At 60.8% G+C, this 19,173-nt stretch carries 13 protein-coding genes and 1 tRNA gene; all 14 read right to left on the bottom strand.

Translation table 11 applies throughout. The features are described 5' to 3' along the window. Nucleotides 1-48 precede the first annotated feature (48 nt). Entirely contained in the window at nucleotides 49-2,151 is a 2,103-nt protein-coding gene (fusA, locus tag P9239_RS19690) for an elongation factor G (protein ID WP_309753851.1), read from the bottom strand. 125 nt (nucleotides 2,152-2,276) lie between these two features. Then, entirely contained in the window at nucleotides 2,277-2,747 is a 471-nt protein-coding gene (gene rpsG, locus P9239_RS19685) for a 30S ribosomal protein S7 (RefSeq protein ID WP_006053291.1), read from the bottom strand. Between the two features lie 186 nt (nucleotides 2,748-2,933). Beyond that, nucleotides 2,934-3,314 (bottom strand): 30S ribosomal protein S12, encoded by a 381-nt coding sequence (gene rpsL / locus P9239_RS19680; protein ID WP_006053290.1) that lies wholly within the window; start codon nucleotides 3,312-3,314, stop codon nucleotides 2,934-2,936. Nucleotides 3,315-3,557: 243 nt separating this feature from the next. Continuing rightward, nucleotides 3,558-5,405: a DNA helicase RecQ gene (gene recQ, locus P9239_RS19675; RefSeq protein ID WP_309753850.1), complete on the bottom strand. Its 1,848-nt coding sequence runs from the start codon at nucleotides 5,403-5,405 to the stop codon at nucleotides 3,558-3,560. A gap of 177 nt (nucleotides 5,406-5,582) precedes the next feature. Further along, on the bottom strand, nucleotides 5,583-9,824 hold the full coding sequence (gene rpoC, locus P9239_RS19670; protein ID WP_309753849.1) for a DNA-directed RNA polymerase subunit beta': 4,242 nt from the start codon (nucleotides 9,822-9,824) through the stop codon (nucleotides 5,583-5,585). 21 nt (nucleotides 9,825-9,845) lie between these two features. After that, on the bottom strand, nucleotides 9,846-13,952 hold the full coding sequence (gene rpoB / locus P9239_RS19665) for a DNA-directed RNA polymerase subunit beta (RefSeq protein WP_309753848.1): 4,107 nt from the start codon (nucleotides 13,950-13,952) through the stop codon (nucleotides 9,846-9,848). Nucleotides 13,953-14,320: 368 nt separating this feature from the next. Beyond that, on the bottom strand, nucleotides 14,321-14,695 hold the full coding sequence (rplL, locus tag P9239_RS19660; protein ID WP_175946426.1) for a 50S ribosomal protein L7/L12: 375 nt from the start codon (nucleotides 14,693-14,695) through the stop codon (nucleotides 14,321-14,323). Between the two features lie 76 nt (nucleotides 14,696-14,771). Continuing rightward, nucleotides 14,772-15,266 (bottom strand): 50S ribosomal protein L10, encoded by a 495-nt coding sequence (gene rplJ, locus P9239_RS19655; RefSeq protein ID WP_159837187.1) that lies wholly within the window; start codon nucleotides 15,264-15,266, stop codon nucleotides 14,772-14,774. Nucleotides 15,267-15,566: 300 nt separating this feature from the next. Further along, a complete protein-coding gene (rplA, locus tag P9239_RS19650) occupies nucleotides 15,567-16,265 on the bottom strand; it encodes a 50S ribosomal protein L1 (RefSeq protein ID WP_309753847.1) in 699 nt (232 codons plus the stop codon). Continuing rightward, complete coding sequence (rplK, locus tag P9239_RS19645) at nucleotides 16,266-16,697, bottom strand: 50S ribosomal protein L11 (protein WP_062256081.1); 432 nt, start codon at nucleotides 16,695-16,697, stop codon at nucleotides 16,266-16,268. A gap of 142 nt (nucleotides 16,698-16,839) precedes the next feature. Further along, the gene (gene nusG, locus P9239_RS19640) at nucleotides 16,840-17,397 is read right to left on the bottom strand and encodes a transcription termination/antitermination protein NusG (RefSeq protein ID WP_159837189.1); all 558 of its coding nucleotides are present in this window, start codon (nucleotides 17,395-17,397) and stop codon (nucleotides 16,840-16,842) included. Nucleotide 17,398: 1 nt separating this feature from the next. Continuing rightward, nucleotides 17,399-17,779, bottom strand: a complete 381-nt coding sequence (secE, locus tag P9239_RS19635; RefSeq protein ID WP_309753846.1) for a preprotein translocase subunit SecE — start codon at nucleotides 17,777-17,779, stop codon at nucleotides 17,399-17,401. 34 nt (nucleotides 17,780-17,813) lie between these two features. Then, nucleotides 17,814-17,889 (bottom strand) — tRNA-Trp (locus P9239_RS19630). 66 nt (nucleotides 17,890-17,955) lie between these two features. Beyond that, nucleotides 17,956-19,146, bottom strand: a complete 1,191-nt coding sequence (tuf, locus tag P9239_RS19625; protein ID WP_090541958.1) for an elongation factor Tu — start codon at nucleotides 19,144-19,146, stop codon at nucleotides 17,956-17,958. Nucleotides 19,147-19,173 lie beyond the last annotated feature (27 nt).

Here is a 19,173-nt window from a genome sequence, read left to right as displayed (position 1 = left end):
TTGGTTATCGGTTAAAGCTTGTGGCTTGCGCCGAATGACTTGCGGGTATTACTTACCCTTGGCGTTGATGATCGCGTCGGCGACGTTACGCGGAGCTTCAGCATAGTGCTTGAATTCCATCGTGTACGTTGCACGGCCTTGCGTCAGCGAACGCAGCGACGTCGAGTAGCCGAACATTTCGGACAGCGGCACTTCGGCGCGAACGATCTTGCCGCCGCCAATCATGTCTTCCATGCCCTGGACGATACCGCGACGGCCGGACAGATCGCCCATCACGTTGCCCATGTAGTCTTCCGGCGTTTCGACTTCCACAGCCATCATCGGTTCGAGGATGACCGGGCTTGCCTTGCGCATTGCTTCCTTGAAGGCCATCGAGCCGGCCATGCGGAACGCGTTTTCGTTCGAGTCGACGTCGTGGTACGAACCGAACGTCAGGTGCACCTTCACGTCCACCACCGGGAAGCCAGCCAGCACGCCCGACTTCAGCGTTTCCTGGATACCCTTGTCCACGGCCGGGATGTATTCGCGCGGAATCACGCCGCCCTTGATCTCGTCCAGGAACTCGTAGCCCTTGCCCTGCTCGTTCGGCTCGAGCGTGATGACCGCGTGACCGTACTGGCCGCGACCACCCGACTGCTTGACGAACTTGCCGTCGACGTCTGCCGCCGTCGTGCGAATGGTTTCGCGGTAAGCAACCTGCGGCTTGCCGACGGTCGCTTCCACGCCGAATTCGCGCTTCATGCGGTCAACCAGGATTTCGAGGTGGAGCTCGCCCATGCCCGAAATGATGGTCTGGCCCGATTCTTCGTCCGTTTGCACGCGGAACGACGGATCTTCCTGAGCCAGACGGTTCAGCGCCAGACCCATCTTTTCCTGGTCAGCCTTGGTCTTCGGCTCGACAGCCTGCGAAATCACCGGCTCCGGGAAAATCATGCGTTCGAGGACGATCGGGTTCTGCGGATCGCACAGCGTGTCGCCCGTGGTGGCTTCCTTCAGACCGACGGCCGCGGCGATGTCGCCCGCGCGCACTTCCTTGATTTCTTCGCGCTGGTTCGCGTGCATCTGCAGAATACGGCCGAGACGTTCCTTCTTGTCCTTGGTCGCGTTCAGCACGGTGTCACCCGAATTCACGACGCCCGAATACACGCGGAAGAAGATCAGCTGACCGACGAACGGGTCCGTCATGATCTTGAACGCGAGTGCCGAGAACTTTTCGTCGTCGGCAGCACGGCGCTCGGCCTTCTCGCCGCTTTCGAGCTCGCCCGTGACCGGCGGAATGTCGACCGGCGACGGCAGGAAGTCGATCACGGCGTCGAGCATGCGCTGCACGCCCTTGTTCTTGAACGCGGTGCCGCACAGCATCGGCTGGATTTCGCACGCGATGGTCCGGTCGCGGATCGCCTTCACGACTTCCGCTTCCGACAGCTCTTCGCCGCCGAGGTACTTTTCCATCAGCTCTTCGCTGGCTTCAGCAGCCGACTCGATCATCTTCTCGCGCCACTCGTTGCACGTGTCGACGAGTTCAGCCGGAATGTCGACGTAGTCGAACTTCGTGCCTTGCGACGCTTCGTCCCAAATGATCGCCTTCATCTTCAGCAGATCGACGACGCCCTTGAAGTTTTCTTCAGAGCCGATCGGCACGACGACGGGCACCGGGTTCGCCTTCAGGCGCGTCTTCAGCTGGTCGTAGACCTTGAAGAAGTTCGCGCCGGTACGGTCCATCTTGTTGACGAACGCGAGACGGGGAACCTTGTACTTGTTCGCCTGACGCCACACTGTTTCCGACTGCGGCTGCACGCCGCCCACTGCGCAGTAGACCATGCACGCGCCGTCGAGGACGCGCATCGAGCGCTCCACTTCGATCGTGAAGTCGACGTGTCCCGGCGTGTCGATGATGTTGATGCGGTGCTCGGGGTAGTTGCCGCCCATGCCCTTCCAGAAGGCCGTGGTAGCAGCCGACGTGATGGTGATGCCGCGCTCCTGCTCCTGCTCCATCCAGTCCATCGTTGCTGCGCCGTCGTGAACTTCACCGATCTTGTGGTTCACGCCCGTGTAAAACAGGATGCGCTCGGTCGTCGTCGTTTTGCCGGCGTCGATGTGAGCGCTAATACCGATATTGCGGTAGCGCTCGATAGGTGTCTTGCGAGCCACTTTGGATCCTTTTTCGGTCGACGCGCCAGCTCACTCAATGAGCCGGCAGCGCCCTAACACAAACGGGCGAGGCGCCGAAAACAGCGCACCCGCCCTGATTTTTCCGTTGCCCTATGAGCGGGAGCTTAGAAACGGAAATGCGAGAATGCCTTGTTAGCCTCTGCCATGCGGTGAACTTCGTCGCGCTTCTTCATCGCGCCGCCGCGGCCTTCTGCCGCTTCGGAGAGCTCACCTGCCAGACGCAGGGCCATCGACTTTTCGCTGCGCTTCTTCGCGGCTTCGCGCAACCAACGCATCGCCAATGCCATACGACGCGAGGGACGCACTTCGACCGGAACTTGATAGTTCGCACCACCAACGCGACGGCTCTTCACTTCGACCACCGGCTTCACGTTGTTGAGCGCAACCGTGAACACTTCCAGCGGGTCCTTGCCACCCTTGGTCTGGATCTGTTCAAAAGCGCCGTACACGATGCGTTCGGCAACCGACTTCTTGCCAGACAACATCAGCACGTTCATGAACTTGGCTACATCTACGTTGCCGAACTTCGGATCCGGCAATACTTCCCGCTTGGGGACTTCGCGACGACGCGGCATGTTTCTTCCTTTACGTTTTCAGTTGGAGCGCTTTTCCGCTCCGCGGCCACCAACTAACCCGATCCATCTCTCGACTAAACCAGCTTGGCCGGGTGACCACTTACTCGACAGCACCGGCACATCCGGTACCACCGCATTAACCGCCTTGCGGCGACCTGAAACTACTTCGACTGCTCCAGCCGGTTATTACTTGCCGGCCTTGGCGCGCTTCGCACCGTACTTCGAGCGAGCCTGCTTACGATCCTTGACGCCCTGGGTATCCAGCGAGCCGCGGACCATGTGGTAACGCACACCCGGCAAGTCCTTCACACGACCGCCGCGAATCAGCACGACCGAGTGTTCCTGCAGGTTGTGGCCTTCACCACCGATGTACGAAATGACTTCGAAGCCGTTCGTGAGACGAACCTTGGCAACTTTACGAAGTGCCGAGTTCGGCTTCTTCGGCGTCGTCGTGTACACGCGGGTGCACACGCCGCGACGCTGCGGGCAGTCCTGCAGGGCCGGCGACTTGCTCTTCGTCGTTTCCGACGTGCGGCCTTTGCGAACCAGTTGATTGATGGTTGGCATCGTTTAATCCTAAAAATGAACAAAATCGGCGCGATTCCGAACGGGCAAAGCGAAGGAATCGCGCGTCTGACTTTCTCGTGTATGGCTTCCGCTTGTGCGAATCGACCTTAGGCGTCCACCTTAGGCATCCACCTTAGGCAGGATCCCAAAGCGTGCCAAGCGCGAGAACCTAGCATGATATTCCGGAAATGCCAATCCGGTCAATACGTTGCGCGGATTTCTCGCTCACTCGCCGATGCAACGTCAGTCCGCGCCGACCACGTCAAGCAGTTCGTCGCCGAAACGCTCCAGCTTCCGTACGCCGATGCCCGGAATGTGGCGCAAGTCGTCGACCGTATCGGGATCGCTGCGCGCAATCTCGGCGAGCGTGGCGTCGTGGAAGATGACGTACGCCGGCACGCCGTCGGACTTCGCGGTTTCGGCGCGCCACGTACGCAGGCGATCCCATCGCGCTTTCTCGCGCGGCGACATGCCTGCCGTCGGGTCGGCGCGCTCGCCGGTTCGTCCGGACGACTGCCGGTTGCGCACCGGCTTCACGTACTTGCGCAGCGTGACGCGCTCCTCGCCCTTCAACACGGGCTTGCTGGCGTCCGTCAGGACGAGCGCCCCGAACCCGTCATGATCGACGGCCAGAAAGCCGAAAGCGACCAGTTGTCTGAAAACGGCGCGCCACTCCGGTTCAGAAAGGCTCGCGCCGACGCCGAAGGTGGACAGCTTGTCGTGCCCGCGCTGCAAGATCTTCTCGCTACGCGTGCCGCGCAAGATGTCGATCAGATGACCCGCGCCGAAGTGGAAACCGCTCGCTTTCTGTGCGCGATAGACGCACGACAGCGCCATCTGCGCCTCGCGCGTGGCGTCCCACGAAGCCGGCGGTTCCAGACACGTATCGCAGTTGCCGCACGGCGTGCTCGTCTCGCCGAAGTACGCGAGCAGGCGCACGCGGCGGCACGTCGCGGCTTCACAAAGGCCGAGGAGCGCGTCGAGCTTGCCGGTCTGCACACGCTTGTGCGCATCGTCGGCATCGGACTCGTCGATCATCTTGCGCTGCTGCACGACATCGCCCAAGCCGTAGGCCATCCACGCGTTCGCGGGCAGGCCGTCGCGGCCCGCGCGCCCTGTCTCCTGATAGTAACCTTCGACGCTCTTCGGCAAATCGAGGTGCGCCACAAACCGCACGTCCGGCTTGTCGATGCCCATGCCAAACGCGATCGTCGCGCACATCACGATGCCTTCTTCACGCTGGAACATCTCCTGATGCTTTTGACGCGTCTCGAACTCCATGCCGGCGTGGTACGGCAGCGCGCGAACGCCTTGGCCCTTGAGCCAGTCGGCGGTCTCTTCCACCTTGCGCCGCGAGAGGCAATAGACGACGCCCGCGTCGGTCGTGCCGTCCTTGTTCGTGTGCTCGGCACGAATGAAGTCGAGCAATTGCGAGCGCGCGTTGTCCTTCTCGACGATGCGATAGCGGATGTTCGGCCTGTCGAAGCTCGATACGAAGATGCGCGCGTCGTCGAGCGCAAGGCGATGCACGATCTCATCGCGCGTGATCGCGTCCGCCGTCGCGGTGAGCGCGATGCGTGGCACGTTCGGGAACCGCTCGTGCAGCACGGACAGCTGAATGTACTCAGGCCGGAAGTCGTGGCCCCACTGCGAGACGCAATGCGCCTCGTCGATGGCAAAAAGGCCAACAGGCGAGCTTTCCAGCAGATCGAGAAAGCGCGGCGTCATCAGACGCTCGGGCGCGACGTACAACAAATCGATGCTGCCGTTGCGCAACGCGCGCTCCGTCGCGGCGGCTTCCGCGCCCGAGAGCGTCGAATTGAGATACGCCGCGCGCACGCCCACTTCGGTGAGCGCGGCAACCTGATCCTGCATCAGCGCGATCAGCGGCGAAACCACGATGCCCGCGCCGAAGCCCGCCTCTTTGCGCACCAGCGACGGAATCTGATAGCACAGCGATTTTCCGCCGCCCGTCGGCATCAACACGAGCGAATCGCCGCCATTGGCCACATGTTCGACGATTTCCGCCTGCTGTCCGCGAAAAGCCGGATAGCCGAAAACTTCGTTGAGGATCTCGAGCGGACGGGACATAGAAAGAAGCGCGGACTGCGGCGTGGAGGATAACGAATTCTATCAACGCGAGCGCACGCGCCCACGCTTGAATCGCAACGTTAGCCGTTCGGCCGACGTGCGAATCGGAAAGAAGGGACGAAAAAAAACCGCCCGGCGAAAGACCGGGCGGTTCGAGGTGCTACCAGCGAAACGCGTTTACTCGTTGGTATGCGGCTGTTGCTCCGTTGCCGAGGCTTCCGGCGTACCGAAATCGAATGCCTCTTCGGCAGCGATCTGGTCGAAGCGTTCGCGATCCGCCGACTCCTTGCTCTTACGCGCCTTGTGGAACGCGAGACCCGTACCGGCCGGAATCAGACGGCCGACGATCACGTTTTCCTTCAGACCGCGCAGATCGTCGCGCTTGCCCATGATCGCCGCTTCGGTCAGCACGCGAGTCGTTTCCTGGAACGACGCTGCCGAGATGAACGAATCGGTCGAGAGCGAAGCCTTCGTGATACCGAGCAGCACGTTCTCGTACGTCGCCGGACGCTTGTCTTCCGCGATCATGCGGTCGTTCTCGTCGAGCATGTCCGACCGCTCGACTTGTTCGCCCGGAATGAAGCGCGTATCGCCGTTGTCGACGATCTGCACGCGGCGCAGCATCTGACGCACGATCACTTCGATGTGCTTGTCGTTGATCTTCACGCCCTGCAGACGGTACACGTCCTGCACTTCGTCCACGATGTAGCGCGACAACGCCTCGATACCCTGCAGACGCAGGATGTCGTGCGGGTCGGCAGGACCGTCGACGATCATTTCGCCCTTGTTGACGACCTGACCATCGTGCACCAGCACCTGCTTTTCCTTCGCGATCAGGAACTCGTGCTGATTGCCTTCGAGGTCCGTGATGACGAGACGCTGCTTGCCCTTCGTGTCCTTACCGAACGACGTCGTGCCCGTGACTTCCGCCAGAATGCCGGCGTCCTTCGGCGAGCGCGCTTCGAACAGTTCGGCCACGCGCGGCAGACCACCGGTAATGTCACGCGTCTTCTGCGCTTCAACCGGGATACGAGCCAGCACTTCACCGACCTGCACTTGCTGACCATCCTTCACGGTGATCAGTGCGCCGACCTGGAAGCCGATCTGCACCGAATGCTCGGTGTTCGGGATCTTCACTTCCTCGCCGTTCGCGTCGAGCAGCTTCACCTGCGGACGCACGCTCTTGCCAGCCTGCGAGCCGCGGCGCTTCGCGTCGATCACGACGAGCGTGGACAGACCGGTCACGTCGTCGATCTGCTTGGCGACCGTCACGCCTTCCTCGACGTTTTCGAACTTCACCGTACCGCCCCACTCGGTGATGATCGGACGCGTCAGCGGATCCCACTGAGCCAGTTGCGCGCCGGCCTTGATCTGAGCGCCGTCGAGTTGCAGCAGCGTCGCGCCGTACGGAACCTTGTGACGCTCACGCTCGCGACCGAAGTCGTCCGCGATGATCGCTTCGCCCGAACGCGAGATGACGACTTGCTCGCCCTTCGCGTTCGTCACGTAGCGCATCGTGGCCGTGAAACGCACCGTACCGTTGCTCTTCGCTTCCACCGTCGATGCAACCGCCGCACGCGACGCCGCACCACCGATGTGGAACGTACGCATGGTCAGCTGCGTGCCCGGCTCACCGATCGACTGCGCCGCGATTACGCCGACTGCTTCGCCGACGTTCACGCGCGAACCGCGGCCGAGGTCGCGGCCGTAGCACGCGGCGCACAGACCGTAGCGCGTTTCGCAGGTGAGCGGCGTGCGCACGCGCACTTCGTCGATGCCGAGACGTTCGATCTCTTCCACCGCGTGTTCGTCCAGCAGATCGCCCGACGCAAACAGCGTTTCCTGCGTTTCCGGATTGACGACGTCCGCCACCGCGACGCGACCGAGAATACGGTCACGCAGCGCCTCGACGACTTCACCGCCTTCGACCAACGCCTTCATCGCCACGCCGTTCGACGTACCGCAATCGTCTTCGACCACGACGAGATCCTGCGTCACGTCCACGAGACGACGCGTCAGGTAACCCGAGTTCGCCGTCTTCAGTGCCGTATCCGCCAGACCCTTACGTGCGCCGTGCGTCGAGATGAAGTACTGCAGCACGTTCAGGCCTTCGCGGAAGTTCGCGGTAATCGGCGTCTCGATGATCGAGCCGTCCGGCTTCGCCATCAGGCCGCGCATACCGGCGAGCTGACGAATCTGCGTGGCGGAACCCCGCGCACCCGAGTCGGCCATCATGTAGATGGAGTTGAACGACTCCTGACGCGTATCCTTGCCCTCGCGATCCACGACCGGTTCTGTCGAGAGCTGCTCCATCATCGCCTTGCCGACCGCTTCCGACGTGTTCGACCAGATGTCGACCACGTTGTTGTAGCGTTCCTGCGCGGTGACGAGACCCGACATGTACTGACGGTCGTACTCCTTCACCTTCTTCGCGGCGTCGCCGACGATCGTCTCTTTCTGCGGCGGCACGAGCATGTCGTCCACGCAAATCGAGATACCGGCGCGCGTCGCGAGGCGGAAGCCCATCTGCATCAGCTGGTCGGCGAAGATCACCGTTTCGCGCAGACCGCACTTGCGGAACGCCGTGTTGATCAGACGCGAAATTTCCTTCTTCTTCAGCGGCTTGTTCAGCACCGAGAACGGCAGACCCGGCGGCAGAATCTCCGACAGGATCGAGCGGCCCACAGTCGTCGCGTACAGCGTGACCTTCGGCACGAACTTCGGCGCGCCTTCGCTCGTGTCTTCGTTCGCCACCATTTCGGTGATACGCACGTTCACGCGCGAAGCCAGCTCGACTTCCTTGTTCTCGTACGCGCGGATCACTTCCGACACGCCCGTGAACGTGAGGCCTTCGCCCTTGCCGTTGATCGCTTCACGCGATGCGTAGTACAGGCCGAGCACGATATCCTGCGACGGCACGATCGACGGATCGCCGTTGGCCGGGAACAGGACGTTGTTCGACGCCAGCATCAGCGTGCGCGCTTCCATCTGCGCTTCGAGCGACAGCGGCACGTGAACAGCCATCTGGTCACCGTCGAAGTCGGCGTTGAACGCCGCACAAACGAGCGGGTGCAGCTGGATTGCCTTACCTTCGATCAGCACCGGCTCGAAAGCCTGAATGCCGAGACGGTGCAGCGTCGGCGCACGGTTCAGCATGACCGGATGCTCGCGGATCACCTCTTCGAGGATGTCCCACACCACCGGCGTCTGGTTCTCGACTTCCTTCTTCGCAGCCTTGATGGTCGTCGCGACGCCCATCACTTCCAGCTTGTTGAAGATGAACGGCTTGAACAGTTCGAGCGCCATCAGCTTCGGCAGACCGCACTGATGCAGCTTGAGCGTCGGGCCGACCACGATCACCGAACGGCCCGAGTAGTCCACGCGCTTACCGAGCAGGTTCTGACGGAAACGACCGCCCTTACCCTTGATCATGTCAGCGAGCGACTTCAGCGGACGCTTGTTCGCGCCGGTCATGGCCTTACCGCGACGGCCGTTGTCGAGCAGCGAATCGACGGCTTCCTGCAGCATCCGCTTTTCGTTGCGGACGATGATTTCAGGCGCCTTGAGTTCGAGCAGACGCTTTAACCGGTTGTTACGGTTGATGACGCGGCGATACAGGTCGTTCAGGTCCGACGTCGCGAAACGGCCGCCGTCGAGCGGCACGAGCGGACGCAGTTCCGGCGGCAGCACCGGCAACACTTCGAGCACCATCCAGTCAGGCTTGATGCCCGAACGCTGGAACGCCTCGAGCACCTTCAGGCGCTTCGCGTACTTCTTGATCTTCGCTTCGGAACCCGTGTTCTTGAGTTCGGTGCGCAGCAGTTCGACCTGCTCGTCGATGTTGATCGAACGCAGCAGTTCGCGCACGCCTTCCGCGCCCATTTCGGCACGGAATTCGTCACCGTACTCTTCGACCTTGTTGTAGTAATCCTCTTCCGTCATGATCTGCCGCGCTTTCAGCGGCGTCATGCCCGGATCGATCACCACGTACGCTTCGAAGTACAGCACGCGCTCGATGTCGCGCAGCGTCATGTCGAGCACCATGCCCAGACGCGACGGCAGCGACTTCAAAAACCAGATGTGCGCGACCGGCGAAGCCAGTTCGATGTGGCCCATGCGCTCGCGGCGCACCTTGGCCAGCGTCACTTCGACGCCGCACTTCTCGCAGATCACGCCACGGTGCTTCAGGCGCTTGTACTTGCCGCACAGGCACTCGTAGTCCTTGATCGGCCCGAAAATCTTCGCGCAAAACAGACCATCCCGCTCCGGCTTGAACGTGCGGTAGTTGATGGTCTCCGGCTTCTTCACTTCGCCGAACGACCACGAACGGATCTTGTCGGGCGACGCGAGGCCGATCTTGATCGCATCAAAAACTTCTTCTTGTTGGACTTGCTTGAATAGATCGAGCAGAGCTTTCATTGCTTTCTCTCCGTAGTCCGATTAGTTGCGGTCGAGATCGATGTCGATACCGAGCGAGCGGATTTCCTTCACCAACACGTTGAAGGATTCCGGCATGCCGGCGTCGATCACGTGATCGCCCTTGACGAGGTTCTCATACACCTTCGTCCGGCCCGTCACGTCGTCCGACTTGACCGTCAGCATTTCCTGCAGCACATACGACGCGCCATATGCCTCGAGCGCCCACACTTCCATTTCACCGAAACGCTGGCCACCGAACTGCGCCTTACCACCCAGCGGCTGCTGCGTGACGAGCGAGTACGGACCGGTCGAACGCGCGTGCATCTTGTCGTCGACCAGGTGGTGCAGCTTCAGGTAGTGCATGTAGCCGACCGTGACCTTGCGCTCGAACGGCTCGCCCGTGCGGCCGTCGTGCAGCGTGACCTGATTCTTCGACGCATTCATGCCAAGGTTCTGCGCCACGTCGTCCGGGAACGCGAGATCCAGCGCGCGCGACATTTCGTCTTCCGTCGCGCCGTCGAACACCGGCGTCGCGAACGGCACGCCTTCGCGCAGGTTCTTCGCCAGTTCCACGATCTCGTCGTCCGAGAAGCCTTCCAGCTCTTCCTTGCGGCCCGACTCGTTGTAGATCTGCGTGAGGAACTGACGCAGTTCTTCGATCTTCGCCTGACGCTGCATCATCTCGCCGATGCGCCAGCCGAGACCCTTCGCGGCCCAGCCCAGATGCACTTCGAGAATCTGACCCACGTTCATCCGCGACGGCACGCCGAGCGGGTTCAGCACGACGTCGGCCGGACGGCCATCGGCCATGTACGGCATGTCTTCGATCGGAACGATCTTCGACACGACACCCTTGTTACCGTGACGGCCCGCCATCTTGTCGCCAGGCTGCAGGCGACGCTTCACGGCGAGATACACCTTGACCATCTTCAGGACGCCCGGCGGCAGTTCGTCGCCTTGCGTGAGCTTCTTGCGCTTCTCTTCGAACGCGAGGTCGAACTGGTGACGCTTCTGCTCGATCGAGTCCTTGATCGCTTCCAACTGTGCCGCTGCTTCTTCGTCCGCGAGGCGGATGTCGAACCAGTGGTAGTGGTCGAGGTCTTCGAGGTACGCCAGATCGATCTTCGTGCCCTTCGCGAGCTTCTTCGGACCGCCGTTCGCGACCTTGCCGTTCAACATGCGGGCGAGACGCGAGAACGCGTCGCCTTCCACGATACGAAGCTGGTCGTTCAAGTCCAGGCGGTAACGCTTCAGTTCATCGTCGATGATCTGTTGCGCACGCTTGTCGCGCGTGATGCCTTCGCGTGTGAACACCTGCACGTCGATGACCGTGCCGCTCATGCCCGACGGCACGCGCAGCGACGTGTCCTTCACGTCGGATGCCTTCTCGCCGAAGATCGCGCGCAGCAGCTTTTCTTCCGGCGTCAGTTGAGTTTCGCCCTTCGGCGTCACCTTGCCGACCAGCACGTCGCCTGCTTCGACTTCCGCGCCGATGTACACGATGCCCGACTCGTCGAGACGGCCAAGCTGCACTTCCGCGAGATTGGAAATGTCGCGCGTGATTTCTTCCGGTCCGAGCTTCGTGTCGCGAGCGACCACGTTCAATTCTTCGATGTGGATCGACGTGTAACGATCGTCCGCGACGACCTTTTCCGAGATCAGGATCGAGTCTTCGAAGTTGTAGCCGTTCCACGGCATGAACGCGACCAGCATGTTCTGGCCGAGCGCGAGCTCGCCCAGATCCGTCGAGGCGCCGTCGGCCAGCACGTCGCCGCGCGAGACCTTGTCGCCCATCTTCACGATCGGACGCTGGTTGATGTTCGTGTTCTGGTTCGAACGCGTGTACTTGATCAGGTTGTAGATGTCCACGCCGACATCGCCGGCGACGGCTTCATCGTCGTTCACGCGAATCACGATACGGCCCGCGTCCACGTAATCCACGACGCCGCCACGCATGGCCTGAACCGTCGTACCCGAGTCGACCGCCACCGTACGCTCGATGCCCGTACCGACGACCGGCTTCTCCGGACGCAGACACGGCACGGCCTGACGCTGCATGTTCGAGCCCATCAACGCGCGGTTCGCGTCGTCGTGCTCGAGGAACGGAATCAGCGATGCCGCGACCGACACGATCTGCGACGGCGCCACGTCCATGTACTGAATTCGGTCCGGCGTGACCATCAGCGTTTCGCCGGCTTCACGCGACGAGACGAGTTCGTCGGTCAGCGAGCCGTCTTCCGCGACCGCCGCGTTCGCCTGCGCGATCACGTAACGGCCCTCTTCGATCGCCGACAGGTAGTCGATCTGATCCGTCACCTTGCTATCCACCACCTTGCGATACGGCGTTTCGAGGAAGCCGTATTCGTTCAGGTGCGCGTACAGCGCGAGCGAGTTGATCAGACCGATGTTCGGACCTTCCGGCGTTTCGATCGGGCACACGCGGCCATAGTGCGTCGGATGCACGTCGCGCACTTCGAAGCCTGCGCGCTCCCGCGTCAGACCGCCCGGCCCGAGTGCGGAAACGCGGCGCTTGTGCGTGATTTCCGACAGCGGGTTGGTCTGGTCCATGAACTGCGACAGCTGCGACGAACCGAAGAACTCGCGAATCGCCGACGAAATCGGCTTCGAGTTGATCAGATCGTGCGGCATCAGGTTTTCGCTTTCGGCCTGGCCGAGGCGTTCCTTCACAGCACGCTCGACGCGCACGAGACCCGCGCGGAACTGGTTCTCCGCGAGTTCGCCGACGCAACGCACGCGACGATTGCCCAAGTGGTCGATGTCGTCCACTTCGCCCTTGCCGTTACGCAGCTCGACGAGGATCTTGATGGTCGCGAGGATGTCGTCGTCCTGCAGCGTCATCGGCCCGATGATTTCGTCACGGCCCACGCGGCGGTTGAACTTCATGCGGCCGACCTTCGACAGGTCGTATGCATCTTCGCTGTAGAACAGGCGATTGAACAGCGCCTCGACCGCTTCTTCGGTCGGCGGCTCGCCCGGGCGCATCATGCGGTAGATCGCGATACGCGCGGCCATCTTGTCTGCGGTTTCGTCGATACGCAGCGTCGACGAGATGTACGGGCCCTGGTCCAGATCGTTCGTGTACAGCGTCTGGATTTCCTTGACCTTCGCTTCACGCAGCTTTTCGAGGACCGTTTCGGTGATTTCCTCGTTGGCGTTCGCGATCACTTCGCCCGTGTCGGGATCGATCACGTTCTTCGCCAGCACGCGGCCGAGCAGATACTCCTCGGGCACCGAGATGAACTTCGTCTTGGCGTTTTCGAGGTCGCGAATATGCTTCGCGTTGATCCGCTTGTCCTTCGTGACGATGACGTTGCCTTCGCGATCCTGAATGTCGAAGCGCGCGACTTCACCGCGCAGACGCTCGGGCACGAATTCCATCTGCGCGCCTTCGCTCATCAGCGCGAAGTTGTCGAACACGAAGAAGTTCGCGAGGATCTGTTCGGGCGTCAGGCCGATGGCCTTCAGCAGAATCGTGACCGGCATCTTGCGACGACGGTCGACGCGGAAGTACAGCACGTCCTTCGGGTCGAACTCGAAGTCGAGCCAGGAACCGCGATAAGGAATGATCCGCGCCGAAAACAGCAGCTTGCCGGAGCTGTGGGTCTTACCCTTGTCGTGCTCGAAGAACACGCCGGGCGAACGGTGGAGCTGCGACACGATCACGCGCTCGGTACCGTTGATGACGAACGAGCCAGTCGGCGTCATGAGCGGAATTTCGCCCATGTACACTTCCTGTTCCTTCACTTCCTTCACGACCGGCTTGCTCGGCGACTCTTTGTCGAGCAGAACGAGACGGACCTTCGCGCGCAACGCGGAGCAAAAGGTCAGGCCGCGCTGCTGGCATTCCTTGATGTTGAACGCCGGCGACGACAGCATGTAGCTGACGAATTCGAGCCGCGCGAAGCCGTTATGCGAAACGATCGGGAAAACAGAGGTGAACGCAGCTTGCAAGCCTTCTGCCTTGCGCTGCGAGGAGGACGTATCCGCTTGCAGAAACGTCTGGAATGATTCAAGCTGGGTCGCCAGCAAAAAGGGAACTTGGTGAACGATGGGGCGCTTCGCGAAACTCTTGCGAATACGCTTCTTCTCGGTGAAGGAATATTGCATACGATCTCCGAATCACGGCGGGCGTTACCGAGGCGGGATACCTCGACGACACGGCCCGGTGTTCACCGACTGAGACCCGCGCCGCTGTCCGGGGAGGACGCGCGAGTCTAGAAGCTTGGTGGTTGGCCGCTACCAACCGCTGGCTGACGGCAGCGGATGCCTGTGTTTCCCGCTACCCGACCAAACTTGCCTTCTGCAGTCGCTTCAGAAGACAAAGACAACTGCCGGAAGTAATTGCCGATCCGAACGTTGTCTTTGGCTTCTGCGGGGCCATTTATGCTTGCTGACGCGCATAAAAACTCGGTCCCCACAAAGCACAAAAAGGCCGGCGGTGAAAAACCGCCAGCCTTCGCACAGCGCAATGAAACTTACTTGATTTCAGCCTTCGCGCCTGCGTCTTCCAGCTTCTTCTTCGCTTCTTCAGCAGCAGCCTTCGGCACCGCTTCCTTGATGGGCTTCGGTGCGCCGTCGACCAGATCCTTCGCTTCCTTCAGGCCGAGACCCGTCAGTTCACGAACGGCCTTAATGACCGAGACCTTGTTCGCGCCAGCTTCGAGCAGGTTCACCGTGAATTCGGTTTGCTCTTCAGCAGCAGCAGCAGCGCCGCCAGCAGCCGGGCCAGCGACAGCAACAGCAGCTGCCGACACGCCAAACTTCTCTTCGAACGCCTTGACCAGCTCGTTCAGTTCCAGAACCGACATCGCGCCAACGGCTTCCAGGATGTCTTCTTTTGCGATTGCCATTTGAAATACTCCTAAATTGAATTCGGATCGAGCTAGCGACTCAACCTAACTGAGCAACTGCGGCCCAAGCGTGACGTTATGCAGCTTCGCCTTGCTTTTCTGCCAGCGCGGCCAAAGCGCGCGCAAAGCCAGAAACAGGCGCTTGCATGACGAACAGCAGCTTGGAGAGCAGTTCTTCGCGGCTCGGGATGTTGGCCAGCGCTTGCACGCCCGCCTTGTCCATCACCTTGCCTTCGTAGGAACCAGCCTTGATGATCAACTTGTCATTGCTCTTGCCGAAGTCGTTCACGACCTTAGCAGCGGCAATGGCATCTTCCGAGATGCCGTAGATCAGAGGACCGGTCATCTGCTCAGCCAGCGGAGCGAACGGGGTACCTTCCACGGCGCGACGCGCCAGCGTGTTCTTCAACACGCGCAGATACACCTGTTGCTCACGCGCTTTCGCGCGCAGCTTGGTCAGATCGCCAACCGTGATCCCACGATACTCAGCGAGCACCATCGTCTGAGCCTTCGCGACTTGCGCGGCGACTTCAGCGACGACTGCCTGCTTATCTTCTTTGTTCAGTGGCACGGTTAAACCTCCAGATTCGATGCACTCGGGCCACAACCCTCATGCACCACGTTCGACAACGGCGTCCGACTGTTAGGAGTATTTCAAGCGATTGGTGACCGTCTGCTAACGATCGACAACCAACTTCAACCACTGCAAAACTGTTTCGGGTTCGCCATCTGCGTTGGCTTGAATTAAGGCGCCGCCCTACTGCTGCGCCGCCACCAACGGTCTTTGACAACCGGTTGCCCAACTAAACAACTGTCGCGCAACCGCCCAAAGCCCTTGAGAACGCGGTCTGTCGACCGCGTCGAAATCCTTTTACTGCTGCGCCAGCGTGGATTGATCCACGCGAACGCCGACACCCATCGTGCTCGACAGCGCGACCTTGCGCAGGTACACGCCCTTGCTCGTTGCCGGCTTTGCCTTGTTCAGCGCATCGATCAGTGCCGACAGGTTCTGACGCAGCGAAGCGGGTTCGAACGAAGCACGGCCGATCGTGCCGTGAATAATACCGGCTTTGTCGACGCGGAACTGCACCTGACCAGCCTTGGCGTTCCTGACCGCTTGAGCGACGTCCGGCGTCACGGTGCCAACCTTCGGGTTCGGCATCAGGCCGCGCGGGCCGAGGATCTGACCCAACGTGCCCACCACACGCATCGTGTCCGGCGAAGCGATCACGACGTCGAAGTTCAGGTTGCCGGCCTTGACTTGCTCAGCCAGATCTTCCATACCGACCACGTCGGCGCCCGCTGCGCGAGCTTGCTCTGCCTTGTCCCCTTGCGCGAACACTGCGACGCGAACCGACTTACCGGTACCGGCCGGCAGAACGACGGAACCACGAACCACTTGGTCCGACTTCTTTGCATCGATGCCGAGCTGGACAGCGACGTCGATCGACTCGTCGAACTTGGCGTTTGCGCATTCCTTGATCAGGCTCAGCGCGTCGTCGATCGGATACAGCTTCTGACGATCAACCTTGTTAGCAAATGCCTGAAGGCGCTTCGAAAGCTTAGCCATTTACACGCCCTCCACAGTGATACCCATCGAACGCGCGCTACCGGCGATGGTGCGCACGGCTGCGTCCAGATCAGCTGCCGTAAGGTCCGGCATCTTGGTCTTCGCAATTTCTTCCGCTTGAGCGCGGGTGATGTTGCCGACCTTGTCGGTGTGCGGCTTGCTCGAGCCCTTCTGCACTGCGGCTGCCTTCTTGATCAGCACAGTCGCGGGAGGCGTCTTCATGATGAACGTGAAGCTCTTGTCCGCGAATGCCGTAATGACGACCGGCACCGGCAGACCCGGCTCCATGCCCTGAGTCTGCGCGTTGAACGCCTTGCAGAACTCCATGATGTTCAGGCCACGCTGGCCCAGCGCCGGACCGACCGGCGGCGACGGATTGGCTTTACCTGCAGGAATCTGCAGTTTGATAAAGCCGACGATTTTCTTTGCCATGTTGAAAACCTCTGCTGAACGCAAGAGCGTTCGGTGAGTAATAGCGCGCGTTCGCCTTGACGACTACTGACGCTCCTCAACGGCCATTACGCGGACCGTAAGCGCGAATCGCGCGAGGCCAGTGACCTCGCGCGATAGATTCTTAAACCTTCTCCACCTGGCCGAATTCGAGTTCGACCGGCGTTGACCGCCCGAAGATCGTGACCGAGACACGGACGCGGGACTTCTCGTAGTTGACTTCTTCCACGTTGCCGTTAAAGTCGGTGAAGGGGCCTTCCTTTACCCGCACCATTTCGCCAACTTCGAAAAGCGTCTTCGGCCGCGGCTTTTCGACACCTTCCTGCATCTGCGACATGATCTTTTCGACCTCGCGCGGCGAAATCGGGCTCGGCCGATTGCGCGCACCGCCGACGAAACCGGTAACCTTCGCCGTGTTCTTCACGAGGTGCCATGTTTCGTCCGTCATCTCCATTTCGACGAGCACGTAGCCCGGGAAGAAACGACGCTCGGTGACCGACTTGTGACCACCTTTGACTTCCACAACTTCTTCGGTCGGGACAAGAATTTGGCCGAACTGGTCTTGCATCCCCGCCCGCTCGATGCGCTCCTGAAGCGCACGTTGCACGCTCTTCTCCATGCCGGAGTAGGCGTGCACCACATACCAACGCTTTCCACTCGGAGATGTCGGAGTATCGCTCATATCATTTCCAACCCAGAATCGCCGAGAAAATTACCCATTCGATCGACTTATCGCTAAGCCAAAGGAAGATGGCCATGATGAGGACAAATGCGAAGACCACCAAGGTGGTCTGCGTCGCCTCTTTTCGCGTCGGCCAGACGACCTTTCGAACTTCTTTGTACGAGTCCTTCGCAAACGCGATGAAGTTCTTACCGGGCGCTGAAAGTAGACCGACAGCCACACCGGCAATCACGCCAACAGCCAGAGCGGCGCCGCGGACGTACCATTCTTGGCCGCCGAGCAGAAAAAAACCCACGAACCCGGCCAAGACCAACAATACCCCAGCCACCAACATCAACTTATCGCTGGAAGTATTTACAGTTTCGACTGAAGGATTCGCCATAACACCTTAAACAGCGCCTCTTGGCGCAAGAATGTGGCAGGGGCAGAGGGAATCGAACCCCCAACCTTCGGTTTTGGAGACCGACGCTCTGCCAGTTGAGCTATACCCCTAAACCATTTGGGGCCGACGGTTCCGCCGACCCCGAAAACTACAGACTACCGAGAGATCTCTGGCTCTTACTCGATAATCTTCGCAACGACACCAGCGCCGACGGTACGGCCGCCTTCGCGGATCGCGAAGCGCAGACCTTCTTCCATGGCGATCGGGGCGATCAGCTTGACCGTGATCGACACGTTGTCGCCCGGCATCACCATTTCCTTGTCCTTCGGCAGCTCGATCGAGCCGGTCACGTCCGTCGTGCGGAAGTAGAACTGCGGACGGTAGTTGTTGAAGAACGGCGTGTGACGGCCGCCTTCGTCCTTGCTCAGCACGTACACTTCAGCGGTGAAGTGCGTGTGCGGCGTGATCGAACCCGGCTTGGCCAGCACCTGGCCGCGCTCGACGTCTTCACGCTTCGTGCCGCGCAAGAGAATACCGACGTTGTCGCCCGCTTGACCTTGGTCGAGCAGCTTGCGGAACATTTCCACGCCCGTGCAGGTGGTCTTCACCGTCGGCTTGATACCGACGATTTCGATTTCCTCGCCGACCTTCACCACACCGCGCTCGACGCGACCCGTCACCACCGTGCCGCGACCCGAGATCGAGAACACGTCTTCCACCGGCATCAGGAACGCGCCATCCACTGCGCGCTCCGGCGTCGGGATGTACGTGTCCAGCGCGTCGGCCAGGTTCATGATCGCCACTTCACCGAGCTCGCCCGTGTCGCCTTCCAGCGCGAGCTTGGCCGAACCCTTGATGATCGGCGTGTCGTCGCCCGGGAAGTCGTACTTCGACAGGAGTTCGCGCACTTCCATTTCGACGAGCTCGAGCAGCTCGGCGTCGTCCACCATGTCGCACTTGTTCAGGAACACGATGATGTACGGCACGCCGACCTGACGGGCCAGCAGGATGTGCTCGCGCGTTTGCGGCATCGGGCCGTCAGCGGCCGAGCACACCAGGATTGCGCCGTCCATCTGCGCCGCGCCCGTGATCATGTTCTTCACGTAGTCGGCGTGGCCCGGGCAATCGACGTGTGCGTAGTGGCGGTTAGCCGTTTCGTACTCGACGTGCGCGGTGTTGATGGTGATGCCGCGCGCCTTTTCTTCCGGCGCCGCGTCGATCTGGTCATACGCCTTGGCTTCGCCGCCGAACTTCTTGGTCAGCACCGTCGTGATCGCTGCCGTCAGCGTGGTCTTGCCGTGGTCAACGTGACCGATCGTGCCCACGTTCACGTGCGGCTTGGTCCGCTCGAATTTACCTTTGGCCATTTTCGACTCCTAACAGGATTTTCGCAC

The organism is Caballeronia sp. LZ062, from assembly GCF_031450785.1.
GTDB lineage: Bacteria > Pseudomonadota > Gammaproteobacteria > Burkholderiales > Burkholderiaceae > Caballeronia.
Note: the sequence above shows the minus strand (reverse complement) of the source record. Positions and strands in the feature narration are given on the sequence as shown.

What these genes read in the sequence shown, in the direction of transcription:
- rpsG (WP_006053291.1), bottom strand. Translation starts at nt 2,747, where the DNA reads ATGCCGCGTCGTCGCGAAGTCCCCAAGCGGGAAGTATTGCCGGATCCG.
- rpsL (WP_006053290.1), bottom strand. Translation starts at nt 3,314, where the DNA reads ATGCCAACCATCAATCAACTGGTTCGCAAAGGCCGCACGTCGGAAACG.
- recQ (WP_309753850.1), bottom strand. Translation starts at nt 5,405, where the DNA reads ATGTCCCGTCCGCTCGAGATCCTCAACGAAGTTTTCGGCTATCCGGCT.
- rpoC (WP_309753849.1), bottom strand. Translation starts at nt 9,824, where the DNA reads ATGAAAGCTCTGCTCGATCTATTCAAGCAAGTCCAACAAGAAGAAGTT.
- rpoB (WP_309753848.1), bottom strand. Translation starts at nt 13,952, where the DNA reads ATGCAATATTCCTTCACCGAGAAGAAGCGTATTCGCAAGAGTTTCGCG.
- rplL (WP_175946426.1), bottom strand. Translation starts at nt 14,695, where the DNA reads ATGGCAATCGCAAAAGAAGACATCCTGGAAGCCGTTGGCGCGATGTCG.
- rplA (WP_309753847.1), bottom strand. Translation starts at nt 16,265, where the DNA reads ATGGCTAAGCTTTCGAAGCGCCTTCAGGCATTTGCTAACAAGGTTGAT.
- rplK (WP_062256081.1), bottom strand. Translation starts at nt 16,697, where the DNA reads ATGGCAAAGAAAATCGTCGGCTTTATCAAACTGCAGATTCCTGCAGGT.
- nusG (WP_159837189.1), bottom strand. Translation starts at nt 17,397, where the DNA reads ATGAGCGATACTCCGACATCTCCGAGTGGAAAGCGTTGGTATGTGGTG.
- secE (WP_309753846.1), bottom strand. Translation starts at nt 17,779, where the DNA reads ATGGCGAATCCTTCAGTCGAAACTGTAAATACTTCCAGCGATAAGTTG.
- tuf (WP_090541958.1), bottom strand. Translation starts at nt 19,146, where the DNA reads ATGGCCAAAGGTAAATTCGAGCGGACCAAGCCGCACGTGAACGTGGGC.